Source organism: Nioella sp. (genome assembly GCF_965215655.1).
GTDB lineage: Bacteria > Pseudomonadota > Alphaproteobacteria > Rhodobacterales > Rhodobacteraceae > Nioella.
On the sequence record NZ_OZ244111.1, the window covers coordinates 428,970 to 450,061 of the forward strand.

The 21,092-nt window shown below is 64.7% G+C and carries 22 protein-coding genes; 12 read left to right on the forward strand and 10 right to left on the reverse strand.

The genetic code is table 11. The features are described 5' to 3' along the window. The first annotated feature begins 51 nt into the window (after positions 1 to 51). Genes ACOOEX_RS02165 through ACOOEX_RS02180 form a run of 4 tightly spaced genes read left to right on the forward strand, consistent with a single transcriptional unit; the run spans position 52 to position 5,064 of the window. Positions 52 to 1,302: a sarcosine oxidase subunit beta family protein gene (locus ACOOEX_RS02165; protein ID WP_420396923.1), complete on the forward strand. Its 1,251-nt coding sequence runs from the start codon at positions 52 to 54 to the stop codon at positions 1,300 to 1,302. A 12-nt stretch (positions 1,303 to 1,314) separates the two neighbouring features. Further along, a complete protein-coding gene (locus tag ACOOEX_RS02170; RefSeq protein ID WP_420396924.1) occupies positions 1,315 to 1,587 on the forward strand; it encodes a sarcosine oxidase subunit delta in 273 nt (90 codons plus the stop codon). After that, complete coding sequence (locus ACOOEX_RS02175) at positions 1,587 to 4,517, forward strand: sarcosine oxidase subunit alpha family protein (protein ID WP_420398309.1); 2,931 nt, start codon at positions 1,587 to 1,589, stop codon at positions 4,515 to 4,517. Before ACOOEX_RS02170 ends, ACOOEX_RS02175 begins: the two co-directional genes overlap by 1 nt. Continuing rightward, positions 4,510 to 5,064, forward strand: coding sequence for a sarcosine oxidase subunit gamma (locus ACOOEX_RS02180; RefSeq protein WP_420396925.1), 555 nt, complete (start codon positions 4,510 to 4,512; stop codon positions 5,062 to 5,064). Before ACOOEX_RS02175 ends, ACOOEX_RS02180 begins: the two co-directional genes overlap by 8 nt. An 80-nt stretch (positions 5,065 to 5,144) precedes the next feature. On the opposite strand, the gene ACOOEX_RS02185 is transcribed toward ACOOEX_RS02180, so the two are convergent. The 7 genes from ACOOEX_RS02185 to dnaG all read right to left on the reverse strand — a co-directional run bounded on the left by ACOOEX_RS02185 (position 5,145) and on the right by dnaG (position 11,575). Continuing rightward, positions 5,145 to 5,678, reverse strand: a complete 534-nt coding sequence (locus ACOOEX_RS02185; RefSeq protein ID WP_420396926.1) for a DUF4166 domain-containing protein — start codon at positions 5,676 to 5,678, stop codon at positions 5,145 to 5,147. Next, positions 5,678 to 6,121 carry a thiol-disulfide oxidoreductase DCC family protein gene (locus ACOOEX_RS02190; protein WP_420396927.1) on the reverse strand — a complete coding sequence of 148 codons (444 nt, stop codon included), beginning with the start codon at positions 6,119 to 6,121 and terminating at the stop codon, positions 5,678 to 5,680. The genes ACOOEX_RS02185 and ACOOEX_RS02190 overlap by 1 nt, the downstream gene beginning before the upstream one ends. 18 nt (positions 6,122 to 6,139) lie before the next feature. Beyond that, the gene (locus ACOOEX_RS02195) at positions 6,140 to 6,409 is read right to left on the reverse strand and encodes an HlyU family transcriptional regulator (RefSeq protein WP_420396928.1); all 270 of its coding nucleotides are present in this window, start codon (positions 6,407 to 6,409) and stop codon (positions 6,140 to 6,142) included. Positions 6,410 to 6,476: 67 nt separating this feature from the next. Next, complete coding sequence (locus ACOOEX_RS02200) at positions 6,477 to 6,710, reverse strand: RND transporter (protein WP_420396929.1); 234 nt, start codon at positions 6,708 to 6,710, stop codon at positions 6,477 to 6,479. A 216-nt stretch (positions 6,711 to 6,926) separates the two neighbouring features. Further along, entirely contained in the window at positions 6,927 to 7,379 is a 453-nt protein-coding gene (locus ACOOEX_RS02205) for a hypothetical protein (protein ID WP_420396930.1), read from the reverse strand. A gap of 194 nt (positions 7,380 to 7,573) precedes the next feature. Then, entirely contained in the window at positions 7,574 to 9,562 is a 1,989-nt protein-coding gene (gene rpoD, locus ACOOEX_RS02210) for an RNA polymerase sigma factor RpoD (RefSeq protein WP_420396931.1), read from the reverse strand. A gap of 84 nt (positions 9,563 to 9,646) precedes the next feature. Further along, positions 9,647 to 11,575, reverse strand: a complete 1,929-nt coding sequence (gene dnaG, locus ACOOEX_RS02215) for a DNA primase (protein WP_420396932.1) — start codon at positions 11,573 to 11,575, stop codon at positions 9,647 to 9,649. 146 nt (positions 11,576 to 11,721) lie between these two features. On the opposite strand from dnaG, the gene ACOOEX_RS02220 reads away from it, so the two are divergent. The 4 genes from ACOOEX_RS02220 to ribD all read left to right on the forward strand — a co-directional run bounded on the left by ACOOEX_RS02220 (position 11,722) and on the right by ribD (position 14,075). Further along, positions 11,722 to 11,910: a hypothetical protein gene (locus tag ACOOEX_RS02220; protein WP_071690996.1), complete on the forward strand. Its 189-nt coding sequence runs from the start codon at positions 11,722 to 11,724 to the stop codon at positions 11,908 to 11,910. Between the two features lie 44 nt (positions 11,911 to 11,954). Continuing rightward, entirely contained in the window at positions 11,955 to 12,377 is a 423-nt protein-coding gene (locus ACOOEX_RS02225) for a secondary thiamine-phosphate synthase enzyme YjbQ (protein ID WP_420396933.1), read from the forward strand. 123 nt (positions 12,378 to 12,500) lie between these two features. Next, positions 12,501 to 12,965 (forward strand): transcriptional regulator NrdR, encoded by a 465-nt coding sequence (gene nrdR, locus ACOOEX_RS02230; RefSeq protein ID WP_071690998.1) that lies wholly within the window; start codon positions 12,501 to 12,503, stop codon positions 12,963 to 12,965. A 3-nt stretch (positions 12,966 to 12,968) separates the two neighbouring features. Next, positions 12,969 to 14,075: a bifunctional diaminohydroxyphosphoribosylaminopyrimidine deaminase/5-amino-6-(5-phosphoribosylamino)uracil reductase RibD gene (gene ribD / locus ACOOEX_RS02235; protein WP_420396934.1), complete on the forward strand. Its 1,107-nt coding sequence runs from the start codon at positions 12,969 to 12,971 to the stop codon at positions 14,073 to 14,075. 54 nt (positions 14,076 to 14,129) lie between these two features. On the opposite strand, the gene ACOOEX_RS02240 is transcribed toward ribD, so the two are convergent. The 3 genes from ACOOEX_RS02240 to ACOOEX_RS02250 all read right to left on the reverse strand — a co-directional run bounded on the left by ACOOEX_RS02240 (position 14,130) and on the right by ACOOEX_RS02250 (position 18,722). After that, positions 14,130 to 16,190 carry a capsular polysaccharide biosynthesis protein gene (locus ACOOEX_RS02240; protein WP_420396935.1) on the reverse strand — a complete coding sequence of 687 codons (2,061 nt, stop codon included), beginning with the start codon at positions 16,188 to 16,190 and terminating at the stop codon, positions 14,130 to 14,132. 8 nt (positions 16,191 to 16,198) lie between these two features. Continuing rightward, positions 16,199 to 17,320 (reverse strand): polysaccharide biosynthesis/export family protein, encoded by a 1,122-nt coding sequence (locus ACOOEX_RS02245; protein WP_420398310.1) that lies wholly within the window; start codon positions 17,318 to 17,320, stop codon positions 16,199 to 16,201. A 91-nt stretch (positions 17,321 to 17,411) separates the two neighbouring features. Then, a complete protein-coding gene (locus tag ACOOEX_RS02250; RefSeq protein WP_420396936.1) occupies positions 17,412 to 18,722 on the reverse strand; it encodes a capsule biosynthesis protein in 1,311 nt (436 codons plus the stop codon). A 148-nt stretch (positions 18,723 to 18,870) separates the two neighbouring features. Here ACOOEX_RS02250 and ACOOEX_RS02255 point away from each other — a divergent pair, with 148 nt between their 5' ends. Genes ACOOEX_RS02255 through ACOOEX_RS02270 form a run of 4 tightly spaced genes read left to right on the forward strand, consistent with a single transcriptional unit; the run spans position 18,871 to position 21,072 of the window. Further along, the gene (locus tag ACOOEX_RS02255; RefSeq protein WP_420396937.1) at positions 18,871 to 19,458 is read left to right on the forward strand and encodes a riboflavin synthase; all 588 of its coding nucleotides are present in this window, start codon (positions 18,871 to 18,873) and stop codon (positions 19,456 to 19,458) included. Further along, positions 19,455 to 19,688 (forward strand): hypothetical protein, encoded by a 234-nt coding sequence (locus tag ACOOEX_RS02260; RefSeq protein WP_420396938.1) that lies wholly within the window; start codon positions 19,455 to 19,457, stop codon positions 19,686 to 19,688. Before ACOOEX_RS02255 ends, ACOOEX_RS02260 begins: the two co-directional genes overlap by 4 nt. Beyond that, positions 19,685 to 20,263, forward strand: a complete 579-nt coding sequence (locus ACOOEX_RS02265) for a hypothetical protein (protein WP_420396939.1) — start codon at positions 19,685 to 19,687, stop codon at positions 20,261 to 20,263. The genes ACOOEX_RS02260 and ACOOEX_RS02265 overlap by 4 nt, the downstream gene beginning before the upstream one ends. A gap of 47 nt (positions 20,264 to 20,310) precedes the next feature. Beyond that, positions 20,311 to 21,072, forward strand: coding sequence for a hypothetical protein (locus tag ACOOEX_RS02270; RefSeq protein WP_420396940.1), 762 nt, complete (start codon positions 20,311 to 20,313; stop codon positions 21,070 to 21,072). Positions 21,073 to 21,092 lie beyond the last annotated feature (20 nt).

Consider the following 21,092-nt stretch of genomic DNA (forward strand, 5'->3'; position numbering starts at 1 on the left):
CGTCTGACTACACTCTCCCCGTCTATACCACCGACCGGGCAAGGAGAGGTCATGCGCTATTCGGGTTGGCAGGTCATCAAGCAGGGTCTGTCGGGCAACCGGGGCTGGAAACCGGCCTGGCGCGATCCGGCGCCCAAGGCGGAATACGATGTGGTGATCATCGGCGGCGGGGGGCATGGGCTCGCCACGGCCTATTACCTCGCCAAGGAACACGGGCTGACCAATATCGCCGTGCTGGAGAAGGGCTATCTCGGCGGCGGCAACGTAGGCCGCAACACCACTATCGTGCGCGCCAATTACGGGCTGGAAGGCAACTCGCAGTTCTATTCCCATTCGCTGAAGCTGTGGGAGGGGCTGGAGCAGGATCTGAACTACAACGTCATGCACAGCCAGCGCGGGATCGTGAACTTGTTCCATTCCGACGGCCAGCGCGATGCCTACGCCCGGCGCGGCAACATGATGATGGCCCAAGGCGACGACGCGATCCTTCTGGACCGCGACGGCTGCCGCAAGCTGATGCCCTTCCTCGACTACGACCAGACCCGCTTTCCCATTTTCGGCGGCCTCTATCACCCACGTGGCGGCACTGCCCGGCACGATGCGGTAGCCTGGGGCTATGCGCGCGGCGCGGACCAGCGTGGCGTCGACTTGATCCAGAGATGCGAAGTGACCGGCATCGACGTTGAAAACGGCAAGGTCACGGGCGTCCAGACCAGCCGCGGCGCGATCCGCGCCAAGAAGGTCGCCATGTGCGCGGCGGGCCGGTCCGGCCAGGTTGCGGCGATGGCGGGGATGCGGCTGCCGATAGAAAGCACCGTGCTGCAGGCCTTCGTGACCGAGGGGCTGAAGCCCGTGATCGACAACGTGATCACCTACGGCATGGGCCATTTCTACATCAGCCAGTCCGACAAGGGCGGGTTGGTCTTCGGCGGCGATATCGACTTCTACGCCTCCTACGCCTCTCGCGGGAACCTGCCGATGATGGAGCATGTGATGGAGGCGGGCATGACCCTGATGCCGATGATCGGCAAGGCCAAGATGCTGCGTTCTTGGGGCGGGATCATGGACATGTCCTCGGACGGCTCACCCATCATCGACAAGACCCATATCGACGGGCTCTACGTCAATGCGGGCTGGTGCTATGGCGGCTTCAAGGCAACCCCGGCCTCGGGCCATTGCTATGCCCACCTGATCGCCACCGACCGCCCGCACGAGGCCGCCGCGCGTCACCGTCTGGACCGGTTCAACGCCGGTCGGGTGATGGATGAAGAAGCCAAGGGCAGCCAGCACAACCTGCACTGAGGGAGACAGAAGATGCGTATCAAATGCCCTCTCTGTGGGGACCGGGACAGCCGGGAATTCACACCCATGGGACACGAGACCTATATGAACCGGCCAGACGACGAGGGCTGGAGCCCCGCCTGGGACAACTACCTGCATCTGCGCGACAACCCGGCCGGGATCACGCGCGAAATGTGGTATCACGGCGCGGGTTGCACCAGTTGGCTGCGCGTGGAACGCGACACCGTCACCCACGACATCCTGCGCGTGGAGCTTGCCGCGGATGTGAAGCGGGGGACCGCATGATGAGGATCGAGGGCAAAGGCCGGGTTGATGTGTCGACCCCGGTGAAATTCAGCTTCGACGGGCAGGGATATACCGGGTTCAAGGGCGATACGCTGGCCTCGGCGCTGATGGCGTCCGGTGTCAAACTGATGGGCCGGTCCTTCAAATACCACCGCCCGCGCGGGGTGCTGACGGCAGGTTCGGAAGAACCCAATGCCATGGTGGAAATCGGGCGCGGCGCAGCGCAAGTGCCGAACGTGCGCGCTACGGTGCAGGAAATCTATGACGGGCTCGATGCCCACAGCCAGAACCGCATGGGGCCGCTCGCCTATGATCTGTTGTCGGTGAATGACCTCTTCCCGAGTTTCCTGAGCGCAGGCTTCTACTACAAAACCTTCATGTGGCCGCGTGCCTTCTGGGAAAAGCTCTATGAGCCTGTGATTCGTAGGGCGGCGGGGCTTGGCTCGCTCTCGGGCAAGCACAACCCCGACCACTACGAGAAGGCCTTCGCCCATTGTGATATACTCGTGATCGGCTCCGGCCCTTCCGGCCTGATGGCGGCGCTGACGGCGGCGCTTGGCGGGGCGGACGTGATCCTTTGCGAAGAGAGTGCGGAGTTCGGCGGGCGGCTTCTGTCCGAGGACGAGGAGATTGACGGCCAGCCGGGGGCGGACTGGGTGGCCACGATGCTCGACGCACTGCGCGACACGGGCCGAGTTCGGCTCATGCCCCGGACCACGGTGACGGGGGCCTATGATCAGGGCACCTATGGCGCGCTGGAACGGGTGGGTCTGCATGTAAATGGCCCTGCAGAGCTGCCCAAGGAATGCTTCTGGCGGATCAATGCGCGTCAGGCGGTTCTGGCAGCGGGCGCGTTGGAACGGCCGCTTGCCTTCCCGATGAACGACCGCCCCGGCATCATGATGGCCAGCGCCGTGCGCAGCTACCTGCACCGCTACGGCGTGGCGGCAGGGCGCAAGGTGACGGTGTTTGCCACCAATGACGACGCGCACCGCACCGCGCTCGACCTGATGGCCAACGGGGTGGAGATCGCAGGTGTGGTCGATGCCCGCTCGGACGCCAAGGCGCAGGGCGACTATCCGCTTTTTGCCGGGGCCGAAGTGATCACCACCAAGGGCCGCAAGGCGCTGTCGGAAATCACCATCCGCCACAATGGGTCCGAAAAGAAGATCGCCACCGACTGCCTTGCCATGTCGGGCGGCTGGAACCCGACGCTGCACATGACCTGCCACATGAACAGCCGTCCGGTCTGGAACGAGGACATCGCGGGCTTCGTGCCTGCCGATGACGCCGTTCCGGGCCTGATCCCGGCAGGGGCCTGCAAGGGTACCTATTCAACGGCGGGCTGTCTGGCCGAGGGCGTGGAGGCCGCGAAACGGGCGCTGTCTGCGCTCGGCGGCAAGCTGCCCGAGGTCGACATTCCGCAGGCGAGCGACGCGGCGGGTGGGTCCAAGCCGCTCTGGCTGGTCAGCGGCAAAGGCCGGGCCTGGCTCGACTTCGCCAATGACGTGACCTCCAAGGACATCAAGCTGGCGGCGCAGGAGGCGTTTACCTCTGTCGAGCACATGAAGCGCTATACCACGCAGGGCATGGCGCCGGATCAGGGCAAGAACTCCAATATCGGGGCGCTGGCCATTCTGGCGGACGCGACGGGCCGGGCGATCCCGGAAACCGGGACGACCACCTACCGCCCGCCCTTCGTGCCTGTGTCGATCTCGGCGCTTGGGGCCGGGGCGCAGGGCAAGGGTTTCGCGCCCGAACGCTTCACTACCAGCCATGACGCCAGCATCGAACGCGGTGCGCCGATGATCACGGCAGGGCTGTGGTATAGACCCAGCTATTTCCCGCGTCCGGGCGAAACCACTTGGCGGCAATCCTGCGACCGCGAAGTCACGATGACCCGCAATGCCGTGGGCGTGGCCGACGTCTCCACCCTTGGCAAGATCGACATCCAGGGCCCCGATGCGGGCGCGTTTCTGGACTTCGTCTACACCAACATGTTCTCCACCCTGAAGGTGGGCCGCGTGCGCTATGGCCTCATGCTGCGCGAAGACGGGCATGTGATGGATGACGGCACCACCGCGCGTTTGGGGGACAGCCACTACGTCATGACCACCACCACGGCGGCGGCGGGCGAGGTGATGAAACACCTTGATTTCGTTCAACAATGCCACCGGCCCGACCTGAATGTCCGCTTCATCTCGGTCACCGAACAATGGGCGCAGTTCAGCGTTGTTGGCCCCAAATCGCGCGATCTGCTGAACGGCTTGCTCGATGCGCCGATCGACAATGACAGCTTCCCCTATATGGGCTGCGGCGAGGTCAGCGTGATGGGCGTGAAGGGGCGGCTCTTCCGCATCTCCTTCTCGGGTGAACACGCCTATGAAATCGCGGTTCCGTCGCGCTATGGCGAGGCTCTCTACCGGCAGTTGGTGACGCAGGCCGAGACGCTTGGCGGCGGGGCCTACGGGATGGAAGCGCTCAATGTCATGCGGATCGAGAAGGGCTTCATCACCCATTCCGAGATCGACGGGCGCGTAGTACCCTTCGATATCGGTATGGACCGGATGGTGTCGGCCAAGAAGATGTGCGTTGGCAAACCCGCGACTCTGCGCGAAGGGCTGAAGGAAACCGACCGCCCGCAGCTTGTGGGGCTGAAGCCCGTGGGCGCGGTGAAGCAACTGACTGCCGGCGCGCGATTGTTCTCTGCCGGGGCCGATGCGACGCGGGTGAATGTGGAGGGTTACACGACCTCTGTCGGGTTTTCACCGTCGCTTGGCCATTTCATCGGGCTTGGCTTCCTGAAGGACGGGCCGAACCGGATGGGTGAGGTGGTGAAGATGGTCGATCATGTGCGCAAGGTGGAAACGACGGTTGAGGTGTGCAGCCCCGTCTTCCTCGATCCGGAAGGGGAGAAACTGCGTGGTTAAGCTTGTTTCGAAATCGCCTGTGGACGGGATTGTTCCATTGGAAATCAACGGGTTGAGCCTGACGGAGATCGTGCCGGAGCAGGTAACATCGGTGGCGCCCTATGCCGGTCAGGAAAGCGCGGCATCCGAGGCGCTGACGGCGCTGATCGGGGCCGGGATGCCAGCCCCCAACCGGTCTACGGGCCGCGAGGGTGCGCGGGTGGTCTGGACCGGGGCAGGGCAGGCGATGGTGATCGGCCCTGTGGTCGATCCATCGCTGGCGCAACACGCAGCCCTGACCGATCAAAGCGATGCCTGGGTTACTTTTAAGCTGCAAGGTCAAGGGGTTGAGGATGTGCTCGCACGCCTGACGCCGCTTGATCTGAACCCCGGCGTGTTCAAGAAAGGCCATGCCGCGCGCAGCCAGTTGGGCCACATGAACGCGGTCTTTCTGAAGGTCGCGGCGGATGCGTTCGAGATCATGATCTTCCGCTCCATGGCGCGCACGGCGGTGCATGAAGTCGAGATCGCCATGAAGGCCGTCGCTGCCCGCGCCGCGCTGGCCTGACCCCCGAAAACAGGGGGGGTGCCATGCGTACACCCCCTGTACACCCCCCGTACACCCCTCGTGCAGACAAAAAGCCGGTTTCAGTCCGGTCGCAGCTGCCCGCGATAGCGGATGAGCAGCCCGACCAGGGGCAGCGACGCCGATACGTCAAAGCCGAAATCGCCCGCCTCTGTCTGACCTTCGCTCGTCTCGCTGCGCGGGGTCAGCCAGCGGGGCATGGGCAGGCCCAGAACATGCATCCGGTCGATGCCGTAGTGCAGCCGCCCGTCCTGCATCCACAAGGACATGCGCAGGCGCACCGGGCCAAAGCGTTCGATGACCGCGCGGCCATCGCCTGAGACGCTCAAGCGGGATTGCGTGACATGGCCGCCGAAGTCGCGCCGCCAGATGCAGTCGCCATCCGGGCCCGGCTGGATCAGCAAGGTGACCGGCAGATCGGGGGCGGCCTGCGGAAACCCCCCAAGCCATAGCGCCAGACGAGCGACAGGGGACGCACCCCGCGTAACCCCACACCGACCCGAAAAACTGGCCTCGCCCCGCACGTCATGCAGGGCAGCCACGGCGGGGGGCAGGGTCAATCCGGTAACGCGGGACACCCGCGCAACCGGGTCCATCAGCCCCATCCGCCGGGCAGGAAGCGGGCCCGCAAATCGGCGTCGGGGATCATGCAGGTGTCATGGCGTCCGAACCAGCGATAGCGGTTGCGTGCGATCAGGGAATAGGCCGGGTCGGCCAGCCAGCCGGGCAGCCAGCCGATGCAGGACAGCCACCGCCACCCCCCGCCGATCACCCGCAGGGCGGCTGCAACCGCGCGGGTCTTGGCATGGCATTCGCCCGCGACGAGAACCAGCGTGGTCTCATAGTTTTCGGTGGACAGGCCAAGCGCGGCGTAAATCTGCTGCCCAAGCGGCGATTGCGCGGTGACGAAGCGCAGGCGCCTCTCACGGTCATGTTTCAGCAGAAACCGGAAACTGTGGGCACAGAGCACGCATTCCCCGTCGAACACCACCACGGGGGCGGGACCGATCAGGTCAGAGAGGGGCGCGGGCAGCTGCATTGCGGGTCCCTCGTCCGATCAGAAAATCTTGTCGCCCATCTGGTCGATCATGGACTTGGCTTTCTCGATCGAGGCTTCTGCGGCCTGATCGGCCCCGTGCAGCATGTCGGCGCGGATCAGGTGGTGGGACTTCATCTCTCCGCCGATCTCCTTCTCGATCCGGGCGGCGATGCGGTAACCGTCGGGTTCCTTCATCGGCTCGGGGAAGATGGTGTAGCCGTTATAGAGGGTGGGCTCGGGGCCCTTGGGGGTTTCGGACCCGCCGAAGAGTTTCTTGAAAAGGGACATGCGCATGCTCCTGACCTGTTCGGGGCGGAGTGAAGCAAAGGCAGGCGGCGATGTCCATGGGGCGGGTTCAGCCGCGTGCCGGCTGCGTTGGGATCAGCCTGAGGACCAGCAGCAGCCAGGGCAGGCCGTGCAGGGCAAGGTCGAAGATGTCGATGGGGCGGGTCAGGGTGCCGCCCGCCAGCATCCTGAGCTTTTCCCAGATATGCGGTTCGGGCGTGAAGGGGGCGAGGCCGAGGGTGAGGCAGGCAAGGATCAGGTAGATCACGGGGATCGCGTCGAGGCGGCGTTTGAGGGCGGACATGGGTGGCTTCCTGGGTGGGTCGGGCGGAGTGAAACAGGCAGGGCAGGGGATGTCTATGGGGGGAATGCCCTGCGCGGCGAAGGCGAAGCCGCTTGGGATGGTGTGCAGAATTGCCCACCCTACTTGATGGGGGACAAAGTGGCAGAAGCCGAGGTTTGAATCGCCTTCGCGCGCGTTGCGATGGCGCTTTGGAGGCACTGGAAAGCCTTGCCTGAGCTATGCTTGCTCAAGCAGCGTCACGTCGGGGTAGATATGATGCATGAAGGCAGAGAGAGGATGATTTCCACGTAGCCCCAACTTCAGGTCCGCTGCGGTGTATGCACATTGCCAAGTTTCGATGTCTGAGGGCCCCGCTACCTCTTTCACATTGAGGAAATCGACGAAGAGCAAATGGGCATCGACGCCAGATTGACGCAGCCACCACAGATGCGCGATGCGGTTTGCGTACTGATAGTACCTTTGCGTCCAATCGAATTGCGACTCGACGCCGAGAGCGTCTTTCACGCGATCAAACGACGTCCTGATCTTCAGCAGCGAGGACTCCGAGGCCTGACAGGCTGGGGAAACGAACTCGGGAACACGAGCCTTGGCCTCGACAAGGACGATCTTGTCTCCGGCCAGCCCCAACGCATCCCACTGAGGGCCGCGACGGGGCCAGAATTCGGCCAATTCATTCTCCAGCCACGAGAGATTGAGACGCCGTAGAAACGCGCCGTCGCGATACTCTGCGAAGGCATCGTTCTTTAGCGGCGATACCCAGTTGATCGGACCAAGGTCGGGATGTGCTAACAGTTCGGGCCGTGTCTCAACGGCCCGTTGTATCCACTTGAGGCTCCCCCGCGAACCCTCCGGCTGTTCGACTCTCACTGATCCAGGAAACTGCGCAGCTTTCTGCTCCGCGAGGGATGTTTCAGCTTCCTCAACGCCTTCGCCTCAATCTGGCGGATGCGTTCGCGGGTGACGCTGAACTGCTGGCCCACTTCCTCCAGCGTGTGGTCGGTGTTCATGCCGATGCCGAAGCGCATGCGCAGGACGCGTTCCTCGCGGGGCGTGAGCGACGAGAGCACGCGGGTCGTGGTTTCCTTCAGGTTTTCCTGAATGGCGGAATCCAGCGGCAGAACGGCGTTCTTGTCCTCGATGAAATCGCCAAGCTGGCTGTCTTCCTCGTCGCCAATCGGCGTCTCCAGCGAAATCGGTTCCTTGGCGATCTTCATCACCTTGCGGACCTTTTCCAGCGGCATTTGCAGCTTCTCGGCCAGTTCTTCCGGCGTCGGCTCGCGGCCGATCTCGTGCAGCATCTGTCGGCCGGTGCGCACCAGCTTGTTGATCGTCTCGATCATATGGACCGGGATGCGGATGGTGCGGGCCTGGTCGGCGATGGAGCGGGTGATCGCCTGCCGGATCCACCAGGTCGCATAGGTCGAAAACTTGTAGCCGCGGCGGTATTCGAATTTATCGACCGCCTTCATCAGGCCGATATTGCCTTCCTGAATGAGGTCGAGGAATTGCAGGCCCCGGTTGGTGTATTTCTTGGCGATGGAGATCACGAGGCGCAGGTTGGCCTCGACCATTTCCTTCTTGGCCTGACGGGCCTCTTTTTCACCCTTCTGGACCTGCTGGACGATGCGGCGGAATTCGGAGATGTCGAGGCCCACATAGGTGCCGACCTGCGCCATGTCGGCGCGCAGTTCTTCCACCTTGTCGCGGGAGCGTTCCATCAGCGCCTGCCATGCGCGGCCGGGCTTTTCGGCCATACGGTCGACCCAAGTGGGGTCCAGTTCGTAACCGCGGTAGCTCTCGATGAATTCGCGGCGGTTGATGCGGGCCTGGTCGGCCAGTTTCACCATGCCGCTGTCGATCGACATCACCCGGCGGTTGATGCCGTAAAGCTGGTCGATCAACGCCTCGATCCGGTTGTTGTGCAGGTGCAGTTCGTTCACCAGTTCGACGATCTCGGACCGCAGTTTCTGATAGACGGATTCCTCGTTGGCGGAGAAGCTGGAATCCTCGTTCAGCGTGGCCGAGATCCGCAGATCCTGCATCGCCGAAAGCTGTTCGTAGTCGGCGGCGATCCGGTCCAGCGCCTCCAGAACGCGGGGCTTCAGCGCCGCTTCCATGGCCGCGAGGCTCATGTTGGCCTGTTCGTCTTCCTCGTCGTCATCATCGGAGGAAATCGGGTTGCCGTCGGCGTCGAATTCCTGCTGCTTTTCCTTCTTCTCCTCCGAGGCGGCGTCGGTGGACAGGCCCTGAGCGACGGGGGCTTCATCCGCGTCCTCGCCTTCCATCGAGCTGCCGAAGGTGGCGTCGAGGTCGATCACGTCGCGCAACAGGATTTCTTCGTCAAGAAGTTCGTCGCGCCAGATGGTGATCGCCTGGAAGGTCAGAGGGCTTTCGCAGAGCCCGGCAATCATGGTATTGCGGCCGGCCTCGATGCGCTTGGCGATGGCGATCTCGCCTTCGCGGGACAGCAGTTCGACACTGCCCATCTCGCGCAAATACATGCGGACGGGGTCGTCGGTCCGGTCAAGCTTCTCGGTTTCGGCGGTGGACACGGCCACGTCACGCGACGACGAGGTTTCGACAACGGCGGTCGAGCCCTGTGCCTCGGTCTCTTCTTCGACCTCGTCATCTTCGATCACGTTGATGCCCATCTCGGACAGCATCGACATCACGTCCTCGATCTGCTCGGAACTGACCTGCTCGGGCGGCAGGACCGTGTTCAGCTGATCGTAGGTGATGTAGCCCCGCGTCCGGGCCTCGGCGATCATCTTCTTGACGGCGGCCTGGCTCATATCGAGGCTGACATCGGCCTCTTCACCGTCGGATTTACGATCGTCGGTATCTTTTGCCATACGGTATCCCCTTCGCGGGCGAGGTGATTCGCCCCATGCGTCAAATGCTGTTCTAAGCGCGAATCACTGATTCGCACACCCGCGCTAGCGGGTTTTCTTCTCCCAAGGGCGGGTTTCTATCAAGTCCCGCAAGCGTTTGGACAGGGCGCTTTCATCTTCCGGCGATGCCGAGCTGTTACTGGTTTTCGGCGCATCCGCCTGCTGGCGGGCGTGAAGCGCGCTGTTCAAACGCCAGCCAAGCCGTGATTCGTCGCCCCCGTCGAGGTCCTCCAGCGCCTCGGCCATTTCGTTCTGTATGCCGCGCCGCGCCGCGAGCTTTGCAAATTCCTCGGCCAGACAGAGGGCCGCTTTTTCCGTATCGCCGGGCGCGCGCACACAGGGTGCGATACGCACGTGGCCCAGAGACAGCAGTTTTTCAAGGGCTGCAGACAAATTTGCCTGGTCGAGCGCCGCGCGCAGGCTGTCGGGGTCGCGTTCCGGTGTGCCCAGAAGAAACCCGGTCAGCCGCGCCTGGTCGGGGTCCGTGGGGTCCAGCCGGTCGAGCGCATGTTCGAACTCGTCGATCAGGGACGGCGTCAGGCAGAGCGTGGCAAGGATCAGCGCCGCGCGCATGTCGAGATCACTCATCGCCCCGGCGGCCAGTGGCGTCAGTCGGGTCTCGGCCATCGGTGTGGCAACGCCCTTGTTCGGGAACCGGCCCGGCTGCCATGTCCCACGGGCCGGTCGGGGTGCGCGGAACAGCTCGAACCGCATGTCCTTCAACACCTGCCCGTAATGGTGGCGCAGGGACGGGTCCTTGATCTGGCCGATGGCCTGGCGCAGCGATTTGTCCAGCGCGGCGCGGCGTTCGGGGCTGTCGAAGACCTTGCCTTCCGTTTCACGCTGCCACAGCAGTTTGACCATTGGCTCGGCACGATCCAGCAGCTCCTGCATGGCGCCTGCGCCCTTTTCCTTGATCAGGTCGTCGGGGTCCTTGCCCTGCGGCAGCAGCACGAAACGCAGGGATTTGCCCGCCTCCAGCAGCGGGAGGGCAAGGTCGATCAGGCGCATTGCGGCTTGCAACCCGGCCCGGTCGCCATCGAGCGCCACAATGGGTTCATCAGAGATACGCCATAACAGGGCCAGCTGGGGTTCCGTGATCGCGGTGCCAAGGGGCGCGACGGCGGCCCCGAACCCCGCCCGGTCAAGCGCGATCACGTCCATGTAACCTTCGGCCACGATCAAGGGCTGGCCTTTGCCCGCCGCCTCTCTCGCCGGGCCGTGGTTGTAGAGCGCGCGGCCCTTGTCGAAGAGCTCCGTTTCGCGGGAGTTCAGGTATTTCGCCCGTGCGTTCGGGTCCATCGCCCTGCCGCCAAAGCCGATACACCGCCCGCGCGGGTCGCGGATGGGGAACATGATGCGGTCGCGGAAGGCATCATAAGGCGCGCCGCCATCATCGGGTTTCGTGGCGATCCCGGCGGCGATGATCAGATCGGGGTCGTGGCCCTTTTCCTTCAGGGCCTGAAACGCCCCCTGCCGCGATCCCGGCGCATAGCCCAGTTCGAACCGGTCCTCAGCCGTCTGATCCAGCCCCCGCCGGTCAATATAGGCCCGCGCTTGCGCCCCCGCTGACGCCCGCAATTGCAGCCGGTACCACGCCACGGCGGCCTCGGTCACCTCGGCCAGCTGCGTGCGGCGGTCGGCCTTTTCCTGCGCGCGAGGGTCGCGGGCGGGCATGGTCATCCCGGCTTCGCGGGCGAGGATCTCCACCGCCTCCATGAAGCCGACATTTTCGGTGGCTTGCACGAAGCTCAGCGCATCGCCCTTCTCGTGGCAGCCGAAGCAGTAATAGAACCCCTTGCGGTCATCGACGTGGAAGCTGGCGGTCTTTTCCTGGTGGAACGGGCACGGCGCCCACATGTCGCCCTTGCCCTGGTTCGACTTGCGCTGATCCCACGTGACCTTGCGCCCCACGACCTGCGTCAGGGAGATTCGGGTGCGAAGTTCATCCAGGAAACCGGGGGGCAGACTCATGGGGCGGAGTATCCTGCGGGCACGGGGGGAAGTCCAGCGGGCGCGGACGGGTGCAATTCCATGATTTCGCCACATTTGCGCCTGAATGCGGGCACAATGTGACGGCATTCAGGCAATCTGGGGGCGCTTCCGAGAGGAAACGCAAGATGTTTGCCGAATTTCTTACCGCCGAGTCCGGTGCCGTGACCGTCGACTGGACCATCATGACCGCTTTCGTCTGCGGCCTTGCCCTGTCCGTGATCGGTCTGCTCAGTGCAGGGGCACAGGAGCCGACCAACGGGCTGAACGCCACACTGTCCTCCGACGTGATCGGCAACCACTCCAGTTTCGACTGACATCGCATCTCGACGCCGGGTCCGGTTTGGACCAGTCTGCCCCCATGCTGACCCGGTTCGAGATCCCCACCCAAGGCCCCGGCCTGTACGAATTCACAGCCCCGCTGGACCGATGGCTGGCGGGGTTGTCCGTGTCTGACGGGCTGCTGACGCTGTTCATCCAGCACACATCGGCGTCCCTGCTGGTGCAGGAAAATGCCGATCCCGAGGTGCAGACCGACCTGACCGCGTTCTTTCACCGGCTGGTGCCGCCCACGACCGACCCGTCGATGGCTTACCTGACCCACACCTATGAAGGCCCCGATGACATGCCCGCCCATATCAAGGCGGCGATGATGCCCGTGTCGCTGAGTATCCCGGTCAGCGAAAGCCGGATGCAGCTTGGCACCTGGCAGGGGGTCTATGTGGTCGAACACCGGACCCGCCCGCACCGGCGGCAGGTGGTGGCCAAGCTGCTGCCCGGCTGATCCCTTATCTTGGGGGTTACAATTCCCCTCTACCCAAGGTCTCGCGGCTGACCTATAGTGCCTGTGGATAACTGGGGCATCAGACCCCAGTGGCAGAGCAGAGTGGAAGAGGGGATCAGGCCCATGCGGTGCCCGTTTTGCGGAAATGTCGATACCCAAGTGAAGGATTCACGCCCGGCGGAGGATCACGTGGCCATCCGGCGGCGGCGCTTCTGTCCGGCCTGTGGCGGGCGCTTCACCACCTATGAGCGCGTTCAGCTGCGCGACCTCGTGGTGATCAAGACCAATGGCAAGCGCGAGGATTTCGACCGCGACAAGCTGGAACGCTCGATCCGCATCTCGATGCAGAAACGCCCGGTGGACCCTGAACGCATCGACCAGATGATTTCCGGCATCGTGCGGCGGCTGGAAAGCATGGGCGAGACCGACATCCCCTCGAAGCAGATCGGCGAGATCGTGATGGAGGCGCTCGCACGGATCGACACCGTGGCCTATGTGCGCTTTGCCAGCGTCTACAAGAATTTCCAAGCCGCTGACGATTTCGAGGATTTCGTGGCCGAGCTGAGGCCCCCGAGCCCCGAAGGCTGAGCCATGACCCAGGACGATGCCCGCTGGATGCGCCATGCGCTGAGCCTTGGGGCGCGCGGGGCGGGTCAGGTCTGGCCCAATCCGGCCGTGGGCTGCGTCATCGTCAAGCATGGTCGTGTGGTGGGCCGTGGCTGGACCGCGCCGGGCGGGCGTCCGCATGCGGAACCGCAGGCGCTGGATCAGGCCGGGGATGAGGCCGTGGGGGCAACCGCCTATGTCACGCTGGAACCCTGCGCGCACTGGGGCCAGACCCCGCCTTGTGCCGATGCGCTGATCCGTGCCTCGGTCGCCCGCGTGGTGGTGGGCCTGCGCGATCCCGATCCGCGAACGGACGGGTCGGGCATCGACCGGCTGCGGGACGCGGGGGTCGCGGTGACCGGCCCGGTGCTGGAGAATGAGGCCCGCCGCGCACATCGCGGGTTTCTGTGCCGCGTTCTGAAGGGCCGCCCGCGCCTGACCCTGAAGCTGGCCAGCTCCTTCGACGGGCGCATTGCCACGGCCACGGGCGAAAGCCAGTGGATCACCGGGCCTGACGCGCGCCGGGCGGTGCACGCCATGCGGATGCGCCATGACGCAGTGATGGTGGGGGCGGGCACCGCGCGCGCCGATGACCCGTCGCTGACGGTGCGCGGCATAGGGGCGGTGCGTCAGCCAGTGCGCGTGGTGATCTCGCGCCGTCTCGACCTGCCCCTGGACGGGATGCTGGCCCGCAGCGCGCGCGAGGTGCCGGTCTGGGTGATCTGCGGCGACAGCGCTGATCCCGATCTTCGCGCCGCCTGGGATGGCCTCGGGGCGCGGGTATTGACGGTCGCAACGGGTCCGGGCGGGCAGATCGACCCGAAAGCAGCGCTGGAAGCGCTTGGCCGCGAGGGACTCACTTCGGTCTTTTGCGAAGGCGGGGGTGCGCTGGCCGCGTCGCTGCTGTCCGCCGACCTCGTGGACGACCTCGTCGGCTTTACCGCCGGAATGGTGATCGGCGCCGAGGGGCAGCCGGGGATCGGTGCAATGGGGCTGGCGGACCTGGCCGAAGCCCCGCGCTTTCAGTTGCGGAAAACCAGCAGGATTGGTGCCGACATCCTCCACGAGTGGACCCGCCCTCTTTCATCTTGATAAAAATACCCACCGGCGGAATTTTCTTCTAAGAAAACTCGTGCGCCCAGAATTTCAGCGCCGCCAGAGCCACGCGTGGCCGGCGAACCAGCCCTGAAGCTTTGCCAGCGCCCTGAGCCGGATCGCGGGGGTTGGGACATGGCCGGAAGCGAGCCGCTCTACCACCACCTCCACCGGGCAGGGTCGTCCGGTCACCGGGTCATGGTAGCGCGGGTAGGCGATCAGCACGGCATGGGCCAATGCCGCGAGTTGGGGCCTTGCGCGACGCCGCGCGGGCACCGGGCCGAGATCCTCGGTCAACCCCCACCCGGCATAGAAAGGCGCGCCCGTCACGCTGACAGGAACCCCCCGCAACAGCGCCTCGAACCCCATCAGGGACGTCATCGTCATCACCCTGTCGGCCCCGGCGATCAGCGCCATGGGATCGGCGCGGTCGGCCACGTGGTCTGCGATACCGGCCAGGGTTTGCGCGTCGATCCGCCCGCTGCGCAGCCCGGCTTCCACGTCCGGATGCGGCTTGTAGACCAGGAAGGCGTCGGGGTAGCGCGCCCGCGCCGCGTGCAGGAGCGCGAGGTTGGTCCGCACCTCACCGGCCCCGAGCCGGATCGAGGCGTCGTCTTCCACCTGTCCCGGCACCAGAACGATCTCGCGCCCGCCGCTGTCGGGCAGCGCCGTTGCGCCGCCAAGGTTGTATTTTCCAACCCCCGTGGCCACCAGCGCCGCCACCAGCCTTTCGGCCCTTTGCAGCCGTTCGGGGGGCAGGCTGGCCGCCTCGGTGATCAGCTGCTCCAGCCGGCTGGCGCGGGTGGGGTCGTAGTAGATGCCCAGATCGTCGGTCACGAGGCTGAGCGGCGGGATTAGTTCCGCCCCCAGACCGCGGGATCTGAGGAACCCATCCTCGACCCGGATCAGCGGCAGGGCGGCCCGGTCGCAGGCTTCGCGCAGCGCGTCCGTTTCCTTTCCGGCCCAGACCATCACCGGGCGGCCGTGCTGCACGGCCCCACCCGGCGTCTCGGCAAAGCGCAGGGCGGGGCCGGACGCGGCGAACATCTTTTGCAGCGGTCCCCGTTTCCAGGCGCGCATCCCGCAGGCGACATGGCCGCGCCGGTCCTGCCGCCAGGCGCGGGCCTCGGCCTCCAGCGTGGCCAGCACGTCCTCCAGCCCGCAGAGCCGGTCGCGATAGGGATCGTACCAGCGCGGGTAGAGGATCAGCGCCCCCGCCACCAGTTGCGCGCGGGTGAGGCGGCGTTTGCGGCGGTCGATGGGCTTGCGATCCACCGTCAGGCCCCAGCCGGCATAGAAGGGCTGGCCGAAGACCTGCGGTTTGTGACCGGCCAGAATCGCCTCGAACCCCAGTTGAGAGGATACGGTGTAAACAGCTGTCGCGCCCTCCATAAGCACCCAGGGGGACAGCGGATCGGTGCACAGGCTGATCCGGTCGTTCGTGTCATTGTCGCCGTAATGGCCGGTGCGATGGCCGCCCGTGGTTTCGGGGTGGGTCTTGATGACGATGCGCGCGCCGGGGTTCTCTTCCTGCGCCAGCACCAGCATTTCGCGGAAGGTCCGCTCTGACGCACCGCCAAGCCGGATCGAGGCATCGCCTTTCGTCTGGTCGATGACCAGCACATAGCCGGGTGGCGGTGCGGCGAGTGTGGGATCGACGGCGGCGTATTTGGTCAGATGGTTTTCCCGCATCCGGGCAATGGCATCCCGCGCCCGGTTGAGCAGCGCCGTGTCATCCAGCGGATGGGTGGCCAGAAGATGCTCCAGATCGGAGGGTTGGTGGCTGTCGAACCACGCGCCGCGCCGGTCGATGGTCAGGCCAAGCGGCGGCTCCCCGGATCGGCCGGGATGAAGTGACCGCAGGAAGGCGTCCTCGACCCGCACCACATGCGCGCCGGTCGCTTCGGCGGCTTTCTCGCCGCGCGCCGCATAGGGGCTGTGGCCCCAGACCAACACGTCATCATCCGCCCCCGACTTGCCAAGCGTCAGGTCATGGCCTGCAAGTTCCAGAATGCGGCGCACCCGGCGATTGGTCAGGAACCCGCCGGTGACATAAAACGCCCGCCGGGGCTTTGCGGCTCCGGCGGGCGTATCTTGGGCGTAGCCCGTCATGCGGGGCCTTATTCGGCCAGGCTGCTGATCGAACCGGCGGTGGCGAGCGTGCCGGTCAGCGCGCCGATCACCTGGTTCCACTGGGCGAAGGGTGCGACCGTCACATAGAGCGTGTCCTGATCGCGGATCACGAAATCCCGCGCCTGGAACATGCCATTGGGTTCGGTCAGGTCGAGCACGTAGATCATCCGCTGCGTGCCGCTGATGTCGTTGCGACCCAGAACGCTCCGGGCAATCGCCTCGGGTTCGTTGCGCAGGATGAAGACGCCGGTGGGATCCGCCAGGTTGGGGTTCAGGCCGCCCACGGTGGCAATCGCCTCGATGGCCGAGATCGTCTGGGTGTCGAAGGGCACGCGGGTCTGGGCATTGGTCGCGCCAAGCGCCGTGAAGGATCGCGTGTCCTCTTCGACAAGGATCCGGTCACCTGCGCGCAGGGCGATGTCCAACTCCGGGTTCGCGTAAAGGTCGTTGAACCAGATCGTGCCGGTATGGTCGCCGCGCACGACGGTCACGCGGGCGATCTCGGGTTCGACCGTGACGCCGCCAGCCGCGGCCAGCATGGCCGACAGGGTGCGGGTCGGCCGGTCGATCGGGTAGATGCCCTGCCCGCCGACGACACCCGCGACGGATACGGTCGCGCCATTGCCTGCCACGCGGCGCACGATGATCTGCGGATCGGGGGTCTGTTCATCCAGGCTGCGGGTCAGGATCTGGCGCAGTTGGTCAGGCGTGTTTCCCGCTGCCCGCACGCGGCCCGCATAGGGGATGAAGATGAAGCCTGCGCCATCGACCTGGATTTCATCGAGCACCGTCGAGGGCGTGCCCTGCGGACCCAAAAGCGGATCGGTCACGTTTTCCCAGATCGACAGGGACAGCGTGTCGCCCGGACGGATCGTGTCAGAGCCAAGCTGGCCCGCATTCACGAAGTCCGATGAGAAGCCAAGCGCCTCGACCAGGGCCGTTGCGCGCAGCACGCGGTCATTGACGGAAACGACGAAGGCATCGCCCTCTCGCTGCACGGATCCTGCGAACAGCTCGCGTCTGTTGGGGCCGGATCGCGGAAGGCCACATGTGGCCACCAGCGACACAACCACCAAGAGGGCGACAAACCGCGCCCCTCGGGAAGCCATAAATTTCACGGATTGGCTCCTTATTGCCTGTACTGCCTCGTTTATATTTTTTGCCACATTAGCGAATTTCTGCCGCCATGGCCAGTTTTCATTAGTTAACGACGCGCAGGTGTTGCCGAGGTGCAGGACGGCCCGCCTCCAACGAGTCATAGGGGTCCTCTGGCGACAGCATCATATCGACCACCTGACGCAGCAACTGCCGCCGTCCACGGGCCGAATAGAAGCTGCCGGTGATCTGAGAGGTCTCCAGCAGGTAGTGCCGGTAATCGCGATAAGCCTTGCTGTCGGGCCGCGTCGGACGCTGAAAGAACTCATCCAGGGGCTGCGTAGAAACGAACTCCGGTTTCAGATAGACCGCCGTTCCGAAAGCTTTCAGCGGCAGGCCCCGCCACAGCGCCTGTTGCGCGGCGGTGGAATTTACCGTGACGGCGCTGCGCGCATCGTTAAGCAACCCCGCCAGCTTGCCGCCCCGGACGTAATGGACCCGGCCAGAAATGCCGTGCTGCCGAGCCACCCGTGCAATGGTGCGCCGAATGGGCGCGCGGCCATCCTCCAGCGGATGGGCCTTCAGGACAAGGTGATGATGCTGCGGTGCGCCCTTGGCGAAGCCCTCGATCAGCATCTCCAGAAACTCTGTCATGCTGGCGAATGGGCCATGGTTCTGGAAACTCGCGTCATGTTCCAGTTGCAGCAGGGCAATATGATAGGGAAAGCCACCTGTCTTGATCTTCCAGGTCGCGTACATGCGGTTCAGCGCATAGGCGGGCATCAGTGCGATGCGGCGCAGGTAGAGCCTGAGTTCCCGCGCCACGGTGATATTCCTGTGCGGGCGGAAGTTGCGGTAGCGGACATTCAGGAACATCACGAACCAGTGATAGAGCGCGCCGTAAAAGATGTGCTGGCGCATGTCGCCCCACCGGGCGGGCGCGTCGGGAAGATCGAGGTCGAGGTTTTTCAGGGCTTCCTGCATCTGCGGCACGGGCGTCTGCATGAGGCGCGAATGCCCGTTAGACCCGCCCCGCTCATAGGTCACCCAATAGGGCCGCAGATAGCCTTCCTCGAAGACATGCACGGTGATCCCGCGCGCCTTCGCCGCCTCCACCGCCGCCGCGTGGATGGGCCGCGTGTCGCCATAGAGCACGATATCGGTGGTCCGTTTGTCGTCCAGCAGTTGCGTTAGCCGGTCGGGCCAATCCTCTGGCCGCCCGGTATAGGCGATATAGCTGGGCCGGTGGTGCCAGAAGGCGCTGTCGCCCTGATTAAAGCCAACCCGCCAGACCTCTGCCCCCGCCGCGCGCAGCATCTTGCCGAGACGGTGAAAGAACGGCCCGTGTGGCCCCTGAAGAAACAGGAAGGATCTGCGGTGAACGGCCTTGGGTGGCACTGGGGACCTCGTGAACATAAGAACTGGTAACCTTTGTGGCGCAGGATTGCACCTGTCATGGGCGTCATGAGGGCCGGTTTGTGCCGTTAATATGACCGATACCGGGGACTTGCCGGAAGCGGAAAGGGCGGCTAGGTCAGGGGGGACAGAAGCGAAAGGCGCCCCCATGTTCACAGGCATCATCACCGATATCGGCACCGTCCAGACGCTGGAACAGCGCGGCGACCTGCATGCGCGGATTGCGACCAGCTATGACACAGCGAGTATCGACATTGGTGCCTCGATTGCCTGCGACGGGGTCTGCCTGACCGCCGTGGCTTTGGGCGAAGGCTGGTTCGATGTGGATATCTCTGCCGAAAGCGTGTCGGTCACCACCATCCAGACCTGGGTAGAGGGCAAGCGTCTGAACCTGGAACGGGCGCTGAAAGTGGGGGATGAGCTTGGCGGGCATATCGTGTCGGGCCATGTGGATGGCATGGCCGAGATCGTCGCCATGGTGGACGAAGGCGAAAGCACCCGCTTCACCTTCCGCGCGCCGGAGGCTCTGGCGAAATTCATCGCGCCCAAGGGGTCGGTGGCGCTCAATGGCACCTCGCTGACCGTGAACGAGGTGAATGGCTGCGACTTTGGCGTTAACATCATCCCGCACACGCAGCAGGTCACCACATGGGGTGAGGCGAGGGTCGGCGACAGGGTCAATCTGGAGATCGACACGCTGGCCCGCTACGTCGCCCGGCTGCAAGACTGGGCATGAGCCGGGTCGTCACCCGCTCAATCAACGATCAGACCGGGCTGCGCTGCGTCGATCTTGTGCAGATCGGTCCGGGGCGCCACATTTGGCTGGAATGCCGCCGCGATCCCGAGGACTCCCACGGGTGGCGCGTGGTGCTTTATGCGGCGGATGAATTTTCCAGCGAGCGCGAGGCTCTGCGCGATGCACGCAGGTCCGTCGCGTGGCTGGATGAAGAGGAGACCATGCGATGAGCGGTATCGGACATAATGGCGGTCCGGCGATGGAACCGGGTTTCGGCTTTCGCAAACTGGCCTGGGGCAAGGCGCGCAAATCGCTGCTGAAGACCCTGCCCATTGAAATCGTCCGTGTCCGCGTCGCCCGCGCCAAGCGGCTCGGGATCGACTACACGACCTATGCCTCGATCCGGGCAGCGTCGGGCCATGACGTGGTGGCCTTCCTGTTTTCGGGCAACGCGTTGGAGATGACGCCAAGGCGGCTCACCCTGCCGGACCATGTGACAGAGCGGCTGGGGGGGCTGGGGGGCGCAGCGGACCGGCTGGCCGCCATCTATGCGCCCGCGCATCCTCATGCCCTGCTCTCTGCCAATCCCGGCCTGCTGGACCATTCCGCCCCCGCACCGCGTTTTACCGAAAGCTGGTCGGCCATGCGCGACCGCATTCAGGGGATGGTCCGCGAACGGGGCCTGCCCGCCGATGGGGTCGTTCTGGTCTCGGCCACCGCCGTGGAACGCGAATGGTGCGCGGCGGGGAAACTGGCGGGGGCAATTCCGGCGGACCGGTTCTTCGCCGCCACGCAACCGGCCTGAGATCCGCCCCCGCCCCGATGACCGGTCTTTCGCAAGATACTCTGCTGATGATCCTCAAGATCGCCATCGTGCCGGTGATGCTGCTGTCGATCCTCTGGCGGAACCGGCTTGAAAAGCGCCGCCGCGCCGACATTGCCGCAGAAGAACAGGCGGCACGCAACGCCAGCGCCCGACGCGAGGTCATTGACCTGCGGTCTGCGGACATCGCGACCCTGCAATCGGCGCTCGACAGCGTGACGTTCGGGGCCTGCCTTGTTTCGCCGCGAAATGAGCCCGTGACGGAACCGGCGCTCCGCTCTGCGCTTGCCACCGCTCTGATGGATGCCGGACGGTTCGAATCGGTCTCTGAGGTGATTGGCGAGAACGCGGATGACAGCCCCGGCCTTATGCTTTGCGCTGCGCGGCTTCATGCCCTGACGGGAAACGAGGATGCCGCAAGACAAATCCTTTCTGTCGTGGTCGACAGACAACTGGAATCCATGCGCATTGCCTCGCGGGGTTTGAAGACCCATCTGGCCGAGATGCTGGCTGAACCGCTCAGGTCGGCCCCCATGTCCATTTCGCTGTCCGACAGCGCCCTGACAGAGGCAGGCCCACTGGAACTCCTGTCGCTCTCAGGCCGCGAGGATGAGGCGAAGGCATTGGCATCGGAGCTTGCAGAGGTGCTGGACAAGGCGCTTCGAAGCGGTGGGGACGATCCTGAACTTCGGATCGACGGGCTGCCCGCGGCAGCGGTTCGGCGGTCACTTGCCGCCTTGAACGTGTTTGCCCCCTCCGGCGGAAATCCCCCTTTCCCCGCGCGCTCGTAAGAGAGGATCCGCCGACACGT